This window comes from Cedecea sp. AS113 (assembly GCF_037152415.1).
GTDB lineage: Bacteria > Pseudomonadota > Gammaproteobacteria > Enterobacterales > Enterobacteriaceae > Cedecea.
In genome coordinates this window covers 63,324-79,786 of the sequence record NZ_JBBCMI010000011.1, presented here as the reverse complement: position 1 = coordinate 79,786, position 16,463 = coordinate 63,324, and the positions used below count along the sequence as shown (strand labels likewise).

General features: G+C 52.0%; 11 protein-coding genes. 8 read left to right on the top strand and 3 right to left on the bottom strand.

Features of this window, described 5'->3' with window-relative positions; translation table 11 throughout:
- Nucleotide 1: 1 nt before the first annotated feature.
- From pflB to ycaO, 3 genes are all read right to left on the bottom strand, one after another.
- Nucleotides 2-2,284, bottom strand: coding sequence for a formate C-acetyltransferase (pflB, locus tag WFN87_RS14475; protein WP_008461167.1), 2,283 nt, complete (start codon nt 2,282-2,284; stop codon nt 2-4).
- Nucleotides 2,285-2,334: 50 nt separating this feature from the next.
- Entirely contained in the window at nt 2,335-3,192 is an 858-nt protein-coding gene (gene focA / locus WFN87_RS14470; protein WP_008461168.1) for a formate transporter FocA, read from the bottom strand.
- A 401-nt stretch (nt 3,193-3,593) separates the two neighbouring features.
- Complete coding sequence (ycaO, locus tag WFN87_RS14465; protein ID WP_008461170.1) at nt 3,594-5,357, bottom strand: 30S ribosomal protein S12 methylthiotransferase accessory factor YcaO; 1,764 nt, start codon at nt 5,355-5,357, stop codon at nt 3,594-3,596.
- Between the two features lie 338 nt (nt 5,358-5,695).
- Here ycaO and serC point away from each other — a divergent pair, with 338 nt between their 5' ends.
- The 8 genes from serC to lpxK all read left to right on the top strand — a co-directional run bounded on the left by serC (nt 5,696) and on the right by lpxK (nt 16,441).
- The gene (serC, locus tag WFN87_RS14460) at nt 5,696-6,781 is read left to right on the top strand and encodes a 3-phosphoserine/phosphohydroxythreonine transaminase (protein WP_336983276.1); all 1,086 of its coding nucleotides are present in this window, start codon (nt 5,696-5,698) and stop codon (nt 6,779-6,781) included.
- 77 nt (nt 6,782-6,858) lie between these two features.
- Nucleotides 6,859-8,142 (top strand): 3-phosphoshikimate 1-carboxyvinyltransferase, encoded by a 1,284-nt coding sequence (aroA, locus tag WFN87_RS14455; RefSeq protein WP_336708608.1) that lies wholly within the window; start codon nt 6,859-6,861, stop codon nt 8,140-8,142.
- Nucleotides 8,143-8,334: 192 nt separating this feature from the next.
- Complete coding sequence (gene cmk / locus WFN87_RS14450; RefSeq protein ID WP_008461178.1) at nt 8,335-9,018, top strand: (d)CMP kinase; 684 nt, start codon at nt 8,335-8,337, stop codon at nt 9,016-9,018.
- Nucleotides 9,019-9,132: 114 nt separating this feature from the next.
- On the top strand, nt 9,133-10,806 hold the full coding sequence (rpsA, locus tag WFN87_RS14445) for a 30S ribosomal protein S1 (RefSeq protein ID WP_008461180.1): 1,674 nt from the start codon (nt 9,133-9,135) through the stop codon (nt 10,804-10,806).
- A 115-nt stretch (nt 10,807-10,921) separates the two neighbouring features.
- Nucleotides 10,922-11,206: an integration host factor subunit beta gene (ihfB, locus tag WFN87_RS14440; protein WP_008461182.1), complete on the top strand. Its 285-nt coding sequence runs from the start codon at nt 10,922-10,924 to the stop codon at nt 11,204-11,206.
- Nucleotides 11,207-11,407: 201 nt separating this feature from the next.
- Nucleotides 11,408-13,675: a ComEC family protein gene (locus tag WFN87_RS14435; RefSeq protein WP_336983275.1), complete on the top strand. Its 2,268-nt coding sequence runs from the start codon at nt 11,408-11,410 to the stop codon at nt 13,673-13,675.
- Nucleotides 13,676-13,712: 37 nt separating this feature from the next.
- Entirely contained in the window at nt 13,713-15,461 is a 1,749-nt protein-coding gene (gene msbA, locus WFN87_RS14430; RefSeq protein ID WP_166995496.1) for a lipid A ABC transporter ATP-binding protein/permease MsbA, read from the top strand.
- Nucleotides 15,458-16,441: a tetraacyldisaccharide 4'-kinase gene (gene lpxK, locus WFN87_RS14425; RefSeq protein WP_336817850.1), complete on the top strand. Its 984-nt coding sequence runs from the start codon at nt 15,458-15,460 to the stop codon at nt 16,439-16,441. Before msbA ends, lpxK begins: the two co-directional genes overlap by 4 nt.
- The last annotated feature ends 22 nt before the right edge of the window (nt 16,442-16,463 follow it).

Here is a 16,463-nt window from a genome sequence, read left to right as displayed (position 1 = left end):
ATTAGATGGACTGAGTGAAGGTACGGGTAATAACGTCCTGCTGCTGCTCTTTAGTCAGCGAGTTGAAACGAACGGCATAACCGGATACGCGAATGGTCAGCTGAGGATATTTCTCAGGGTTTTCCATCGCATCCAGCAGCATTTCACGGTTCATTACGTTGACGTTCAGGTGCTGACCACCTTCGATGTTTGCTTCGTGGTGGAAGTAACCGTCCATCAGACCTGCAAGGTTGGTTTTACGCACGTCATCGTCTTTACCCAGCGCGTTTGGCACGATGGAGAAGGTATAAGAGATACCATCTTTCGCGTAGGCAAACGGCAGTTTAGCAACGGAGGTCAGAGAGGCAACGGCACCTTTCTGGTCACGACCGTGCATTGGGTTAGCGCCTGGACCGAACGGAGTACCTGCACGACGACCGTCTGGGGTGTTACCGGTTTTCTTACCATAAACCACGTTAGAGGTGATGGTCAGAACAGACTGGGTCGCGATAGCGCCACGGTAGGTGGTCAGTTTCTGAATTTTCTTCATGAAACGTTCTACCAGGTCAACGGCGATGTCATCTACGCGAGGATCGTTGTTACCGAACTGTGGATATTCACCTTCGATTTCGAAGTCGATAGCCAGACCGTCTTCGTCACGGATAGGTTTCACTTTCGCGTATTTGATTGCAGACAGGGAGTCAGCCGCAACGGACAGGCCAGCGATACCACAAGCCATGGTGCGAACAACGTCACGGTCGTGCAGAGCCATCAGAGACGCTTCGTAGCTGTATTTATCATGCATGTAGTGAATGATGTTCAGCGCGGTAACGTACTGTTTAGCCAGCCAGTCCATGAAGTGATCCAGACGATCCAACACATTGTCGTAGTCCAGAACGTCGGCAGTGATGGGGGCTTCTTTAGGACCAACCTGCATTTTCAGTTTTTCATCAACGCCGCCGTTGATAGCGTACAGCATGGTTTTCGCCAGGTTTGCACGAGCCCCGAAGAACTGCATTTGCTTACCAACGATCATCGGGCTTACGCAGCATGCGATAGCGTAGTCATCGTTGTTGAAGTCAGGACGCATCAGATCGTCATTCTCGTACTGCAGAGAAGAGGTATCGATGGAGACTTTAGCCGCGTATTTTTTGAAGTTCAGTGGCAGTTTTTCAGACCACAGAATGGTGATGTTTGGCTCCGGAGAAGGCCCCATGGTGTAAAGGGTGTTCAGGAAGCGGAAGCTGTTTTTGGTCACCAGAGTACGGCCATCAACGCCCATACCGCCGATAGATTCGGTTGCCCAGATTGGGTCGCCGGAGAACAGCTCATCATATTCAGGGGTACGCAGGAAGCGAACCATACGCAGTTTCATGACCAGGTGGTCAATCATTTCCTGAGCGTCTTGCTCGTTGATTTTGCCTGCTTTGATGTCGCGCTCGATGTAAGCATCCAGGAAGGTGGATACGCGACCGAAGGACATTGCAGCGCCGTTCTGAGATTTAACCGCAGCCAGGTAGCCGAAGTAAGTCCACTGAATAGCTTCCTGAGCGTTGGTAGCAGGACCGGAGATGTCGTAGCCATATTTGGCGGCCATCTCTTTGATCTGACCCAGCGCGCGGTGCTGTTCGGAGATTTCTTCACGCAGACGGATAGTTGCTTCCAGATCTTCACCGTTTTCCAGTTTGGTTTGCAGTGAGTTGAACTGAGCGAACTTGTCTTTCATCAGATAGTCGATACCGTACAGCGCAACGCGACGGTAGTCACCGATGATACGGCCACGGCCATAGGCATCTGGCAGACCGGTAATAACACCGGATTTACGGCAGTTCAGGATGTCTTTGGTGTAAACGTCAAACACGCCCTGGTTGTGGGTTTTGCGGTATTCGGTGAAGATCTTTTTCAGCATTGGGTCGAGTTCGCGACCGTATACTTTGCAAGAACCTTCGACCATTTTGATGCCGCCGAAAGGAATGATGGCACGTTTCAGAGGAGCATCGGTCTGCAGACCCACGATAGTTTCGAGGGACTTGTTGATGTAGCCCGCATCGTGAGCGGTGATGGTAGACGCGAGGTCGGTATCGAAGTCAACTGGCGCGTGAGTGCTGTTTTCCAGTTTGATGCCTTCCATCACGCTGTCCCACAGTTTGGTAGTTGCGTCGGTAGCACCTGCCAGGAAGGACTCGTCACCCTCGTACGGGGTGTAGTTTTTCTGAATAAAGTCACGGACGTTAACTTCATTCTGCCAGTCGCCTTTAGCAAAACCTTCCCAGGCTGTGGCTAACTTTTCATTTTGCTCGGACATGTAACACCTACCTTTAATGTGGAGTTCTTAAACCTGCGTACTGACGGAGCTTAGTGCTTGTCGCCACCGCGCAGATAAATTACCCAGTATGTCAACCCAACCAGTAAACCTCCGCCGATGATGTTTCCGATGGTGACTGGAATCAGGTTATCGGTGATGAAGTTCAGCACGGTCAGATGCGAGAAACTTGCCGGAGAAGACCCTACGGCGGTCCAGAATTCCGGGCTGGCAAAGTCACGAACCACGATAGCCATCGGGATCATGAACATATTTGCGATGCTGTGCTCAAAGCCGCTGGCAACAAACATGGCAACCGGAAGGATCATAGCAAACATTTTGTCCATCAGGCTGCGGCCGGAGTAGCTCATCCAGACGGCGAGACACACCATCAGGTTTGCCAGAATGCCAAGGCAGACGGCCTCAACAAATGTGTGGTGCATTTTATGATCTGCGGTTTGCAGGACATTCAGTCCCCATGCGCCGTTGGCGGTCATATACATGCCGGACAGCCAGATCAGCAGCACAAAGAGTAGAGCACCGATCAGGTTACCGATGTAGACGTTAGCCCAGTTACGCAGTAGCTGGCCCCAAGTGATACGGCCGCTGGCTTTGGCTACGACGATAAGCACGGTGGAGGTGAAAAGGTCAGCACCGCAGATAACGCAAAGAATTAAACCCAGTGAGAAGCATGTGCCGCCAATCAGCTTGGCAATCCCAAACGGGATCGTGGATGTGCCTGTGGTGGCGGTGATGTAGAACACGAAGGCAATCGAAATGAAGACGCCGGCGGTAATCGCTAAGTAAAAGGTCGTTAGCGGTTGTTTCGTTGCTTTATAGACGCCAGCATCTTCGGCAATTTTTGCCATCGCTGGTGGAAGTACTAGATCAAAAGGGTTGTCAGCTTTCACACTAACTCTCTCTTATTTAATTCGGCGAGGAGATACTAACAAAGCATTATAGAGTAAAAATTGATGTGGATCATATCTCGCCAAGCTAATAGGCACTGAAAAAGCAGGTCTTTACCTGTTTTTCATCTTAATTTATTGATTATAAATGAAAAAATAAATTTTAATAATTATAGATAAAATTGAATTAAGAATCTCCCTTACGCGAAATTGGTTAATTATAATGGGGTATTTTTATATTTTGATAACATTCTTGCCGCTGTCAAAAAATAACTATTTACCTGAAGTTAACCAAAAAATTACATAATAAATTATTATTGTTTCAATAATAAAAAGGGGCGCAAAAAGCGCCCCGTAATATAGCTCAGACAAGGTGCCGTGCGCACCAGGAAGTTGTCAGGAAATTACTTTACCTGCCAATATTTGGCTTTAGCGCGCTGTAATTTTTCGTACGCGGCCAGCAGCGCCTGATGCGCCGGGAAAGCTTTCAGATCTTTATCCACTGGCTGCAGCCCATAGAAGGCCGCTTCACCGCTCATTGCCGCGCTGGCGGCATCCACGGCTTCAGCCCCGTACATACGGACGAAAGCGTTCAGGTATTGCAGAGGCTCGCGCTCTTCTTCCTGTGACAACAGAAGCAGAGTTTGCAGGCAGCGGTAGTAGTTGGCACGCTCAGGACTAAAGATGGAAGCGTTGAACTCCATGGTCCATTCGGTCCAGATCAGTGCCTGCTCAAGATCGCCGCCCGCTAGCGCCAGCATGGCTTTCAGTTCGCCAATGCGCAGCGTGTACCAGCCGTTATCTTTCCCGGTAGCCAGGCCCAGTAATTCACGCACGCGGGTGAAATCATCGTGGCCTTCGTCGTCCAGTTGGGCAATCAGATCGAGGTAGTCTTGCTGCTCCCATTCGCTGTCCGGCAGCGCAAGAATTGTTTCACGCAGGTGGCTGCCCATGCTGTTGTTGGCCAGCAGCAGGTCGTCGGCAGGGTAAATATCAGACATGCCTGGGACGATAATACGGCAGGCGTAAACGTCTAAATGCTCGTAGTCGGCGATATACACTTCTTTATCTTCCGACTTGAAGATAGCCATCAGGGTAGCGAACTCTTCTTCCGTTGTGCCAGCAAAGCTCCAGTCAGCAAACGGGTAATCTGCATCCTGCTTGAACATATCCCAGGAAATCAGGCCGCTGGAATCGATGAAGTGTGTTTCCAGGTTCGCGTGTTCAGCGACTTCTTCATCGTCGAAGGTTGGCGGCGTAAAGACATCCAGATCTTTCAGGCCGCGCCCCTGCAGCAGCTCGGTGACGGTACGCTCCAGCGCTACGCCAAAATCAGGGTGCGCGCCGAAGGAAGCGAAACAGGTTCCGTTGGCCGGATTGAACAGCACGACGCAGATAACCGGGTACTTACCGCCCAGAGAACCGTCGTACGCAAAAATAGGGAAGCCTTCAGCTTCAAGCGTTTTAATGGACTCCACGACGCCCGGATAGCGGGCCAGCACATCCTGTGGGATCTCTGGCAGGCTGATGCTTTCTGCGATAATGCGGTTTTTGATATGACGCTCGAAGACTTCAGACAGACCCTGGACCCGTGCTTCATTAGCCGTGTTGCCCGCAGACATGCCGTTGGAGACGTACAGGTTACCAATGATGTTCATCGGGATATAAACAGTTTGCAGGTCTGACTGGCGGGTGAACGGCAGAGCACAAATACCGCGCTCTTCGTTCCCGGACTGCAGATCGATCAGCATCCCGGCGCCGACTTCGTTTTCCGGGTCGTAGAAAGCGCGCAGACGATCGTCGAGGATGCCCTCAGGCAGTTGGTCATCTTCCGGCAGCGGGAACCATTTCTCGTTCGGGTAATGCACGAACGGGCCGTTCGCAATCGTATCGCCCAGCCAGAAGTCGGCGAAGAAGTAGTTAGTCGACAGACGTTCAAAATATTCACCCAGCGCGGATGCCAGCGCGGCTTTTTTGGTCGCACCTTTACCGTTGGTGAAGCACAGGGCGCTGTCTTTGTCGCGGATATGCACCGACCAAACGTTGGGTACCGGGTTAAGCCAGGAGGCTTCTTCGATATTAAAACCGAGGTCGGTCAGCTTTTTCTGGAAGCGAGCGATGGAGTCTTCCAGGGCGGCATCTTTGCCGGGGATAAATGTCTGGGTCATGGGGTTCACTTTAATGGTACGCAAAACGCGCAATGATACGGGTTTTACCGGGCAGACGCTATCCTCCGCACGGTGCAGGCGACGCTAGCATAACAGGCTATGCCTGCTTACAGTAACTCGCGGTTATGGTAGTAAAATGACTGGCCGCCATTGGGCATGTCCGTCGTATTGCCTTGCCGTCGGAAATCGGGCAGTTTTTTCGCTTGCCGGAAGATTGTGTTGTGTGATTTTGCTCACATTGGTCTTCCGCGAGGGATTAACCATTGCAACACTGCGCCGCTGAATGATAAAACCGATAATGTAATAAAAACTTATTGCTCGAGGCGTGGTGAGGGGAAATGACACAGGTATACAATTTTAGTTCTGGTCCGGCGATGCTGCCGGCTGAAGTACTTCGTCGTGCACAACAGGAGCTGTGCGACTGGCACGGTCTGGGCACTTCCGTAATGGAAATTAGCCACCGTGGTAAAGAGTTTATTCAGGTCGCTGAAGAGGCGGAAAAAGATTTTCGCGATCTGCTGCAAATCCCCTCCAACTATAAAGTTTTATTCTGCCACGGCGGCGGGCGCGGTCAGTTTGCAGGCGTGCCGCTGAATATTCTCGGTGACAAAACCACGGCCGACTACATTGACGGCGGCTACTGGGCAAATAGCGCAATTAAAGAAGCGAAAAAATACTGCCAGCCGGTTGCCCATGACGTAAAAATCACCGTGGACGGTAAACGTGCTATCAAGCCAATGAGTGAATGGCAGGTGTCTGACAACAGCGCGTTTCTGCACTATTGCCCGAATGAAACCATTGACGGCATTTCAATAGATGAAACTCCAGATTTTGGTGATACCATTGTTGCCGCCGATTTCTCTTCTACTATTTTGTCTCGCCCTATCGACGTTAGCCGTTTCGGCGTTATCTATGCTGGCGCACAGAAAAACATCGGCCCTGCCGGCCTGACGCTGGTTGTTGTTCGTGAAGATCTGCTAGGCAAGGCGCACAAAGCGTGTCCGTCGATTATCGATTACACCGTGCTGAACGATAATGACTCAATGTTTAACACGCCGCCGACTTTTGCCTGGTATCTGGCAGGCCTGGTCTTTAAATGGCTGAAAGAGCAGGGCGGCGTTGCCTCGATGGATCGTATCAACCAGGCCAAGGCTGAGTTGCTGTACGGCGTGATTGATAACAGCGATTTCTATCGTAACGATGTTGCGGCCTCTAACCGCTCCCGGATGAACGTCCCGTTCCAACTTGCGGATAGCGCGCTGGACAAAGTGTTCCTTGACGAGTCCTTCGCTGCGGGCCTGCATTCCCTGAAAGGTCACCGCGTTGTGGGGGGGATGCGCGCCTCGATTTACAACGCGATGCCGCTCGATGGCGTCAAAGCGTTGACTGACTTCATGGTGGACTTCGAGCGTCGCCACGGTTAATTAATGCAGTAGCACTTCGCCCCGCGGCCCGTCTGCGGGGTTTTTATTCTGTTTGAGTTGAGAGTATTTTTCCCATGCTGGAATCCCTGACGTTACAACCCATCGCGCTGGTCGACGGCACCATTAATCTGCCAGGTTCAAAAAGCGTGTCTAACCGCGCGCTGCTCCTGGCCGCGCTGGCCAATGGCACCACGGTGCTGACCAATTTGCTGGATAGCGATGATGTCCGCCATATGCTTAACGCGCTGAAGGCGTTGGGCGTGAGCTATACGCTTTCGGCGGATCGTACCCGTTGTGAAGTCACCGGCGTGGCCGGCCCTCTGCAGGCACAAGGTGAGCTGGAACTCTTTTTAGGGAATGCTGGCACCGCTATGCGTCCGCTGGCTGCAGCGTTGTGCCTCGGCAGTAACAACATTGTGCTGACCGGCGAGCCGCGCATGAAAGAGCGCCCAATCGGCCATCTTGTCGATGCGCTGCGCCAGGGGGGAGCGAACATTGAGTACCTTGAGCAAGAAAATTACCCGCCGCTGCGTCTGCGTGGCGGCTTTGGCGGCGGCAAGGTTGAAGTGGACGGCAGCGTATCCAGCCAGTTCCTGACCGCGCTACTGATGACCGCACCTCTGGCTGCACATGACACTGAAATCACCATTAAAGGCGAGCTGGTTTCCAAACCGTATATCGACATCACGCTGCATCTGATGAAAACTTTCGGCGTGGAAGTTGAAAACCGCGACTATCGCAGTTTCCTGATTCGCGGCGCACAGCAGTATCAATCCCCAGGGGCTTACCTGGTAGAAGGTGATGCCTCCTCCGCCTCTTACTTCCTGGCCGCTGGGGCAATTAAAGGTGGCGTGGTCAAGGTTACCGGCATCGGGCGGAACAGCGTGCAGGGCGATATACGCTTTGCTGATGTACTTGAGAAAATGGGCGCGAAAGTGACCTGGGGCGATGACTTCATTAGCTGTGAACGTGGTGAGCTAAACGCTATCGACATGGATATGAACCATATCCCGGATGCGGCAATGACTATCGCGACCGCGGCCCTGTTTGCTAAAGGCACGACCACGCTGCGTAACATCTATAACTGGCGCGTAAAAGAGACCGATCGCCTGAGCGCAATGGCGACGGAATTACGAAAAGTCGGTGCAGAAGTTGAAGAGGGCGAAGACTATATTAGCGTTACGCCACCGGCTAAGCTGACGTTTGCTGAAATCGGCACTTACAACGATCACCGTATGGCGATGTGTTTCTCGCTGGTGGCGTTATCCGATACGCCAGTGACGATTCTTGACCCAGGCTGCACGGCAAAAACCTTCCCTGATTATTTCGAGCAGTTAGCTCGCATCAGTACGCCTGTATAACGTTTGTAAAACCGCATCGTCTGATGCGGTTTTTCTTTCTCTCTACGATTCCTTACAACGCCCGTTGCGCAATTCTTCTACACTCAGCCTGATTCCCGTGGATATTTGCCTGGAAAGATAACAGTCCTGGCGGTTGCGGCGTATAATGCGCGGCGTTTACCACCCGCGAATCCAGCGATAGAGGAGAAAACGATGACGGCATCCGCCCCGGTAATAACGATTGATGGCCCAAGTGGCGCCGGTAAAGGCACGCTTTGTAAGGCCATGGCCGAAGCGCTGCAGTGGCATCTGCTGGACTCTGGTGCGATTTATCGCGTTCTGGCGCTCGCGGCGTTACATCACCATGTTGATGTGGCTTCCGAAGACGCGCTGGTGCCCCTTGCGGCCCACCTGGACGTTCGGTTTATTTCCACCGACGGCAATTTGGAAGTGATTCTCGAAGGGGAAGACGTTAGCGCTGAAATTCGCACTCAGGAAGTGGCAAACGCGGCTTCTCAGGTGGCCGCGTTCCCGCGTGTGCGCGAAGCCTTGCTGCGCCGCCAGCGCGCTTTTCGTGAAGCGCCGGGTCTGATTGCAGACGGCCGCGATATGGGGACCGTTGTGTTCCCGGATGCGCCGGTGAAAATTTTCCTTGATGCCTCCTCTGAAGAGCGCGCCCACAGGCGCATGCTACAGTTGCAGGAGAAGGGCTTTAGTGTTAACTTTGAGCGCCTTTTGGCCGAGATCAAGGAACGCGACGATCGCGACCGTAATCGGTCTGTAGCGCCGTTAGTGCCTGCTATAGATGCTTTAGTTCTGGATTCAACCAGTATGAGCATTGAGCAAGTGATTGAAAAAGCGCTACAATACGCCCGCGAAAAGCTGGCGCTCGCTTGAGATAGCGACCCATTTTGTAGTACCCCCGCTGCAATGGAGTGTGAGCGGGTATGTAAAACAACCCCATCCGGCATGAGGCCAGATGGACGTTAATCTAACTTTTGAAGATTAAACATGACTGAATCTTTTGCTCAACTATTTGAAGAATCCCTTAAAACAATCGAAACCCGTCCGGGTTCCATCGTTCGTGGTGTTGTTGTTGCTATCGACAAAGACGTCGTTCTGGTTGATGCGGGCCTGAAATCTGAATCTGCGATTCCTGCAGAGCAGTTCAAAAACGCAGCCGGCGAACTGGAAATCCAGGTTGGTGACGAAGTTGACGTTGCGCTGGACGCAGTAGAAGACGGCTTCGGTGAAACCCTGCTGTCCCGTGAAAAAGCTAAACGTCACGAAGCTTGGATCACGCTGGAAAAAGCTTACGAAGAAGCTGAAACTGTGGTTGGTGTTATCAACGGCAAAGTTAAAGGTGGCTTCACTGTTGAGCTGAACGGTATTCGTGCGTTCCTGCCAGGTTCCCTGGTTGACGTTCGTCCAGTTCGCGACACTCTGCACCTCGAAGGCAAAGAGCTTGAGTTCAAAGTGATCAAGCTGGACCAGAAACGCAACAACGTTGTCGTTTCCCGTCGTGCGGTTATCGAGTCTGAGAACAGCGCAGAGCGCGATCAGCTGCTTGAAAACCTGCAAGAAGGCATGGAAGTTAAAGGTATCGTTAAGAACCTCACTGACTACGGTGCATTCGTTGACCTGGGTGGCGTTGATGGTCTGCTGCACATCACCGATATGGCATGGAAACGCGTTAAGCATCCAAGCGAAATCGTGAACGTTGGCGACGAAATCACTGTTAAAGTGCTGAAGTTCGACCGCGAGCGTACTCGTGTTTCCCTCGGCCTGAAACAGCTGGGCGAAGATCCATGGGTAGCTATCGCTAAGCGTTATCCAGAAGGTACCAAACTGACTGGCCGCGTGACCAACCTGACCGACTACGGCTGCTTCGTTGAAATCGAAGAAGGCGTTGAAGGCCTGGTTCACGTTTCCGAAATGGATTGGACCAACAAAAACATCCACCCATCCAAAGTTGTTAACGTTGGTGATGTAGTGGAAGTTATGGTTCTGGATATCGACGAAGAACGTCGTCGTATCTCCCTGGGTCTGAAGCAGTGCAAAAACAACCCATGGCAGCAGTTCGCGGAAACCCACAACAAGGGTGACCGTGTTGAAGGTAAAATCAAGTCTATCACTGACTTCGGTATCTTCATCGGCCTGGACGGCGGCATCGACGGCCTGGTTCACCTGTCTGACATCTCCTGGAACGTTGCGGGCGAAGAAGCAGTACGTGAATACAAAAAAGGCGACGAAATTGCAGCCGTTGTTCTGCAGGTTGACGCAGAGCGTGAGCGTATCTCCCTGGGCGTTAAGCAGCTCGCAGAAGATCCGTTCAACAACTACGTTGCGCTGAACAAGAAAGGTACTATCGTTACTGGTAAAGTAACGGCAGTTGACGCGAAAGGTGCTACAGTTGAATTAGCAGATGGCGTAGAAGGCTACCTGCGTGCTTCTGAAGCTTCCCGTGACCGCGTTGAAGATGCAACTCTGGTTCTGAACGTTGGCGACGACGTTGAAGCTAAATTCACCGGCGTTGATCGTAAAAACCGTGTTGTTAGCCTGTCTGTTCGTGCTAAAGACGAAGCTGACGAGAAAGATGCAATTGCGACTGTTAACAACAAACAGGAAGAAGGCAACTTCTCTAACGCAATGGCTGAAGCATTCAAAGCAGCTAAAGGCGAGTAATCGTCCGAGCGTTGTATCCCGGCTTCTGCCAGGGTATAAAATCAGGGCGGCTTCGGCCGCCCTTGTTCGATTGAGAGCTGTAAGCTAATTTTCCTGAAAGGAAACCGGAGGAATCATGACCAAGTCAGAATTGATCGAAAGACTTGCAACCCAGCAATCTCACATCCCTGCAAAAGCAGTAGAAGATGCGGTGAAGGAAATGCTGGAGCATATGGCCTCTACGCTCGCCGAGGGTGAACGTATTGAAATCCGGGGTTTCGGCAGTTTCTCCTTACACTATCGCGCTCCTCGCACCGGACGTAACCCGAAAACCGGCGACAAAGTGGATCTGGAAGGTAAATACGTTCCACACTTTAAGCCAGGCAAAGAGTTGCGTGACCGCGCCAATATTTACGGCTAATTCCTTAGAGTTAGCAAAAATGGCACCTCAAATGAGGTGCCATTTTTTTTCTGATTTTGCTATTTTGCGAGCGCCTTCCTGAAGGCTAACGCAATATTGTTAAGCCGGACTCATCGGCGTTCAAGCCATCACGTATTTCTCCAATTGCTTCCTGATTTAATCTCAAGATTCCCGCACACTTCCTGTAACAAGGAGGTGGATGTGTTTTCTATTCCTGCCGTTGCTGGCGCCGTTCTGATTAGCGCTTTACCACTGTTATGGCTGCCGGTTATTCCAGAACAAAATGGGATTTTACTGTTCGTGGCGGCTGCACTGACATTGGCCTGTTTTTGGGGCCGTATCGTTTGGGTGCGCTATCTGGTGCTTTGCCTTTTATTCTTGAGCTGGAGCCTGTTGGGTGCGCGGCAAATGCTGGATATGTTCTCTGAGTTTGGGGAGAAACCGCTGACCGTGCAGGTGAAAATTACGAGAAGTGATGGCGAAAAACGGCATGAACTGCAGATAGTCAAACGGGATGATCGTTACCTGTTTCCTGCGCCAGGCGTTGTATTGCGAAATAGCGTATTACCTGAGCCTGTTTGTGAGGGGCAAACATGGTTAATGACGCTACGCCTTCGCCCGGTACATGGGCGTCTTAATGAAGGTATTTTTGACGGACAGCGCTATGCGCTTTCGCAGATGCTGCCGTTTAGTGGTCGGGTGTTGAAAGCAAGCCTTCTATCGGGCGGCTGTAATCTTCGAGGTAAATGGCTCCAACAAGCCAAAAATGCTACCGCTAATCTCCCGTGGCAGGGTGTGATTATCGCTCTGGGCTTTGGGGAGCGAATAGATGTCAGCGAAGACGTCAAAAAAATCATGCGTGATACCGGGACTGCACATCTGATGGCCATTTCTGGGCTGCATATTGCGTTAGCCGGTGGGATTGGCTGGCTGTTTGCTCGGGTTCTGCAATTTTGCCTGCCAGCTTCGATGATAGGGTTTCGTTTTCCCCTGGGGATGAGTTTTAGCGTCGCGCTATTTTACACCTGGCTGTCAGGGATGAATCCGCCGGCGGTCAGAACCCTGGTTGGAATGGGCATTTGGGCAATATTACGTCTGAGCGGCAGAAAGTGGTCATCCTGGGATGTGTTGTTGTGCTGTGTCGCGGGCATTGTGTTTAGCGAACCGATGGCTATTTTGTCTGAAAGTCTTTGGCTTTCCGCGCTTGCGGTATGCGGGCTTATCTTTTGGTACCAGTGGGTGCCGCTGCCTCGCATGACGATAAATCGCTGGCTTCGGCCTTTTGTCGATCTGCTTTATTTGCAAACAGGCATTACGCTGTTGCTCATTCCACTTCAGGTGATTTTATTTCACGGCATCAGTATGACTTCGCTGGCCGCTAATCTCTTCGCTGTGCCGTTGATTACCTTCGTTAGCGTGCCTTTCATTTTAGCCGGTATGGTGTTCGGAGAAGTCCCTGTCATAGGCGAGGTGCTTTGGTCACTGGCCGATAAATCACTTGCAGGCGTATTCGGGTTACTGGCTGGGTTGCCGGATGGGTGGAAAGAACTCGATCGCCGTTATCAATTTCTGGCGTTCATTGCCTGGTGGGCCATAGTGATATGGCGATTCGGTTTTTGGCGAAGCTCTTTCGCTACGGCAGCAGCAGTGTTGCTTATGATGATGTTTCCCTTTTGGCGTAAGCCGGAGGCAAATAGCTGGGCCGTCCATATGCTTGATGTGGGGCATGGGCTTGCCGTGGTTATTGAGCGTGAAGGGAAAGCGTTACTCTACGACACGGGCAACGCATGGCCAGGGGGAGACGCGGCTAAAACCGTGATTATTCCCTGGTTAAAATGGCGAAACCTTCAGCCTGAGCAGGTCATTATTAGCCATGAACATCTTGATCATATCGGCGGATTGAAAAGTCTTAAGCAGCAGTGGCCTGCTTTAAATATTCGTAGTCCTTTACGCTGGAAGGGGCATGAGCCTTGCTTTCGTGGTCAACAATGGGCATGGCAGGAGATTCAATTCGATGTGCTGTGGCCACCCGAAGAGTATGAGGGGAGCAGCAACAATCGCTCTTGTGTGGTTAAAGTTAGTCACGGAGGATTTAGCCTTTTGCTTACGGGGGACCTGGAGGCGAATGCAGAATTGGCGATGCTGAGAAAACGGTGGCAAACGCTAGAAGCAAACGTCCTGCAGGTTCCACATCACGGGAGCCGAACTTCGTCCAGCGGTCCTTTACTGAGAGCCGTTTCAGGCAGCGTGGCACTGGCTTCTGCTTCCAGGTTTAATGCCTGGCGCTTACCGTCTTCAACAATTATTCATCGTTACCGGCAATACGGTTATCAGTGGCATGACACGGCACAATCAGGGCAGCTGACAATTGAAATAAAAGGTGATAAATGGCAAATCTCTGGCTTCAGAGAACAAATATTGCCCCGTTGGTATCATCAGTGGTTTGGCGTCACCCGAGATAATGGGTAGAATATGCGGCTATTTCATAAAAGGCTGGTTCGACTTAATGCAGAACGATAAAGATCTCTCCACATGGCAGACTTTCCGCCGGCTCTGGCCGATGATTTCCCCCTTTAGAACGGGTCTGATTGTGGCTGGGATAGCGTTAATCCTCAATGCGGCGAGTGATACCTACATGCTTTCGCTGCTTAAACCATTACTGGATGATGGTTTTGGTAAAACGGACTCTTCTGTACTGCTATGGATGCCAGTGGCCGTGATTGCGTTGATGCTGCTGCGCGGCGTGACCAGCTATGTTTCAAGCTACTGTATTTCATGGGTGTCAGGTATGGTGGTCATGAACATGCGTCGCCGACTGTTCAGCCACATGATGGGGATGCCGGTTTCATTCTTCGACCAGCAGTCCACCGGGACGTTACTCTCCCGTATTACCTATGATTCTGAGCAGGTTGCCTCTTCCTCTTCCGGCGCGCTGATCACCGTTGTCCGTGAGGGAGCATCAATTATTGGCCTGTTTATATTGATGTTCTGGTACAGCTGGCAGCTTTCAGTGATCCTGATCGTGTTGGCGCCGGTTGTGTCTTTTGCCATTCGCTTTGTCTCTAAGCGCTTCCGTAATATCAGCAAAAACATGCAGAACACCATGGGGCAGGTGACAACCAGCGCAGAGCAGATGCTGAAGGGGCACAAAGAAGTGCTTATTTTCGGTGGCCAGCAGGTAGAAACCGATCGCTTTGACAAAGTCAGTAACCGCATGCGTAATCAGGGGATGAAGCTGGTTTCAGCCTCTTCTATCTCTGATCCGATTATTCAGCTTATTGCTTCCCTTGCGTTGGCCTTTGTGCTTTATGCCGCCAGCTTCCCTAGCGTGATGGAAACCCTGACAGCCGGTACCATTACCGTGGTGTTCTCCTCCATGATTGCGCTAATGCGTCCGCTTAAGTCACTGACTAACGTCAATGCTCAATTCCAGCGCGGGATGGCAGCGTGCCAAACGCTGTTCTCTATCCTTGACTCTGAGCAGGAAAAGGACGGTGGCAAACTGGTCATCGATCGTTCTAAAGGTGACGTTGAATTCCGCAATGTGACCTTCACCTATCCAGGCCGTGATGTCCCGGCGCTGCGCAATATCAACCTGACCATTCCAGCAGGAAAAACCGTTGCGCTGGTAGGGCGTTCAGGTTCGGGTAAATCGACGATTGCCAGCCTGATCACGCGTTTCTACGAGCAGCAGGAAGGTGCAATCCTGATTGACGGGCACGACATACGCGAATACACCCTTGCGTCTCTGCGTAATCAGGTGGGGCTGGTGTCGCAAAATGTTCATCTCTTTAACGATACCGTGGCGAATAATATTGCCTACGCCCGTACCGGTGAGTATTCCCGTGAAGATATCGAAAAGGCCGCGCGCATGGCTTACGCGATGGACTTCATTAGCAAAATGGATAACGGGCTGGATACCATTATCGGTGAAAATGGTGTACTGCTGTCTGGTGGCCAGCGTCAGCGTATCGCTATCGCTCGCGCGCTGCTGCGTGACAGCCCCATCCTGATCCTGGATGAAGCAACCTCTGCGCTCGACACGGAGTCGGAGCGCGCGATTCAATCTGCCCTGGATGAACTGCAAAAAAACCGCACATCACTGGTGATTGCTCACCGTCTGTCGACGATTGAGCAGGCTGATGAAATCGTGGTGGTGGAAGATGGTTGTATCGTCGAACGCGGGCCTCACCTGGAGCTGCTGGCCCATCGTGGCGTCTATGCCCAGCTACATAAGATGCAATTCGGCGAATGATAGAGCGTATCTGGTCGGGAAAATCACCTCTCTACCTGCTGCTGTTGCCGCTTTCCTGGCTTTATGGCCTGGTGAGCGGCGTTATTCGCCTGTCTTACCGTATTGGTCTGCGTGCCATATGGCGTGCCCCTGTACCTGTGGTGGTCGTTGGAAACCTGACGGCGGGGGGAAACGGGAAAACCCCCGTTGTTATCTGGCTTGTGGAACAGCTACAGCAGCGTGGCGTGCGAGTTGGCGTTGTGTCCCGGGGCTACGGCGGAAAAGCGGCAGCGTACCCTTTGCTGCTTGACGCAAAAACCACACCTTCCGAAGCGGGAGACGAGCCGGTACTTATTTTTCAACGCACCGGAGCGCCCGTCGCCGTTGCACCAAAGCGTAGCGAGGCTGTAAAAGCCCTCATCGCGGCTGAAGCTCCGCAAATCATCATTACCGACGATGGCCTGCAGCATTATGCTCTAGGGCGTGATAAAGAAATCGTTGTGATCGACGGGGCCCGCAGATTCGGTAATGGCTGGTGGTTACCTGCCGGGCCAATGCGTGAAAGAGCCGGGCGTCTGCGCAGCGTGGACGCAATTATCGTCAATGGTGGGGAACCGCAGGCTGGTGAAATCGCCATGCGCTTGAAGCCCGGGCTCGCCATTAACGTACTCACCGGTGAACGCCGGCCGGTCACTGATTTTACTGACGTTGTGGCTATGGCCGGCATTGGCCATCCGCCGCGTTTCTTTGCCACGCTTGCGCAATGCGGTATTACGCCGGTGAAAACAGTGGCGCTGGCCGATCATCAGGCAATTACCGAACAGGATATGTTGGCTATCGCGACGGCGGAACAAGTCGTACTGATGACGGAAAAAGATGCAGTAAAATGCCGTGCGTTTGCCGGGGGGCATACAAACTGGTGGTATCTGCCGGTTGATGCGCAGCTTGCTTCACCTCTCGCGGAAACTCTCCTCAAGCAATTACTGGCACTGGTGCGTTAATCTCTGCGGCACCGGTTTTTCG

Coding starts and splice junctions, on each gene's coding strand:
- msbA (WP_166995496.1), top strand. CDS start 13,713: ATGCAGAACGATAAAGATCTCTCCACATGGCAGACTTTCCGCCGGCTC.
- ycaO (WP_008461170.1), bottom strand. CDS start 5,357: ATGACCCAGACATTTATCCCCGGCAAAGATGCCGCCCTGGAAGACTCC.
- lpxK (WP_336817850.1), top strand. CDS start 15,458: ATGATAGAGCGTATCTGGTCGGGAAAATCACCTCTCTACCTGCTGCTG.
- cmk (WP_008461178.1), top strand. CDS start 8,335: ATGACGGCATCCGCCCCGGTAATAACGATTGATGGCCCAAGTGGCGCC.
- rpsA (WP_008461180.1), top strand. CDS start 9,133: ATGACTGAATCTTTTGCTCAACTATTTGAAGAATCCCTTAAAACAATC.
- serC (WP_336983276.1), top strand. CDS start 5,696: ATGACACAGGTATACAATTTTAGTTCTGGTCCGGCGATGCTGCCGGCT.
- pflB (WP_008461167.1), bottom strand. CDS start 2,284: ATGTCCGAGCAAAATGAAAAGTTAGCCACAGCCTGGGAAGGTTTTGCT.
- ihfB (WP_008461182.1), top strand. CDS start 10,922: ATGACCAAGTCAGAATTGATCGAAAGACTTGCAACCCAGCAATCTCAC.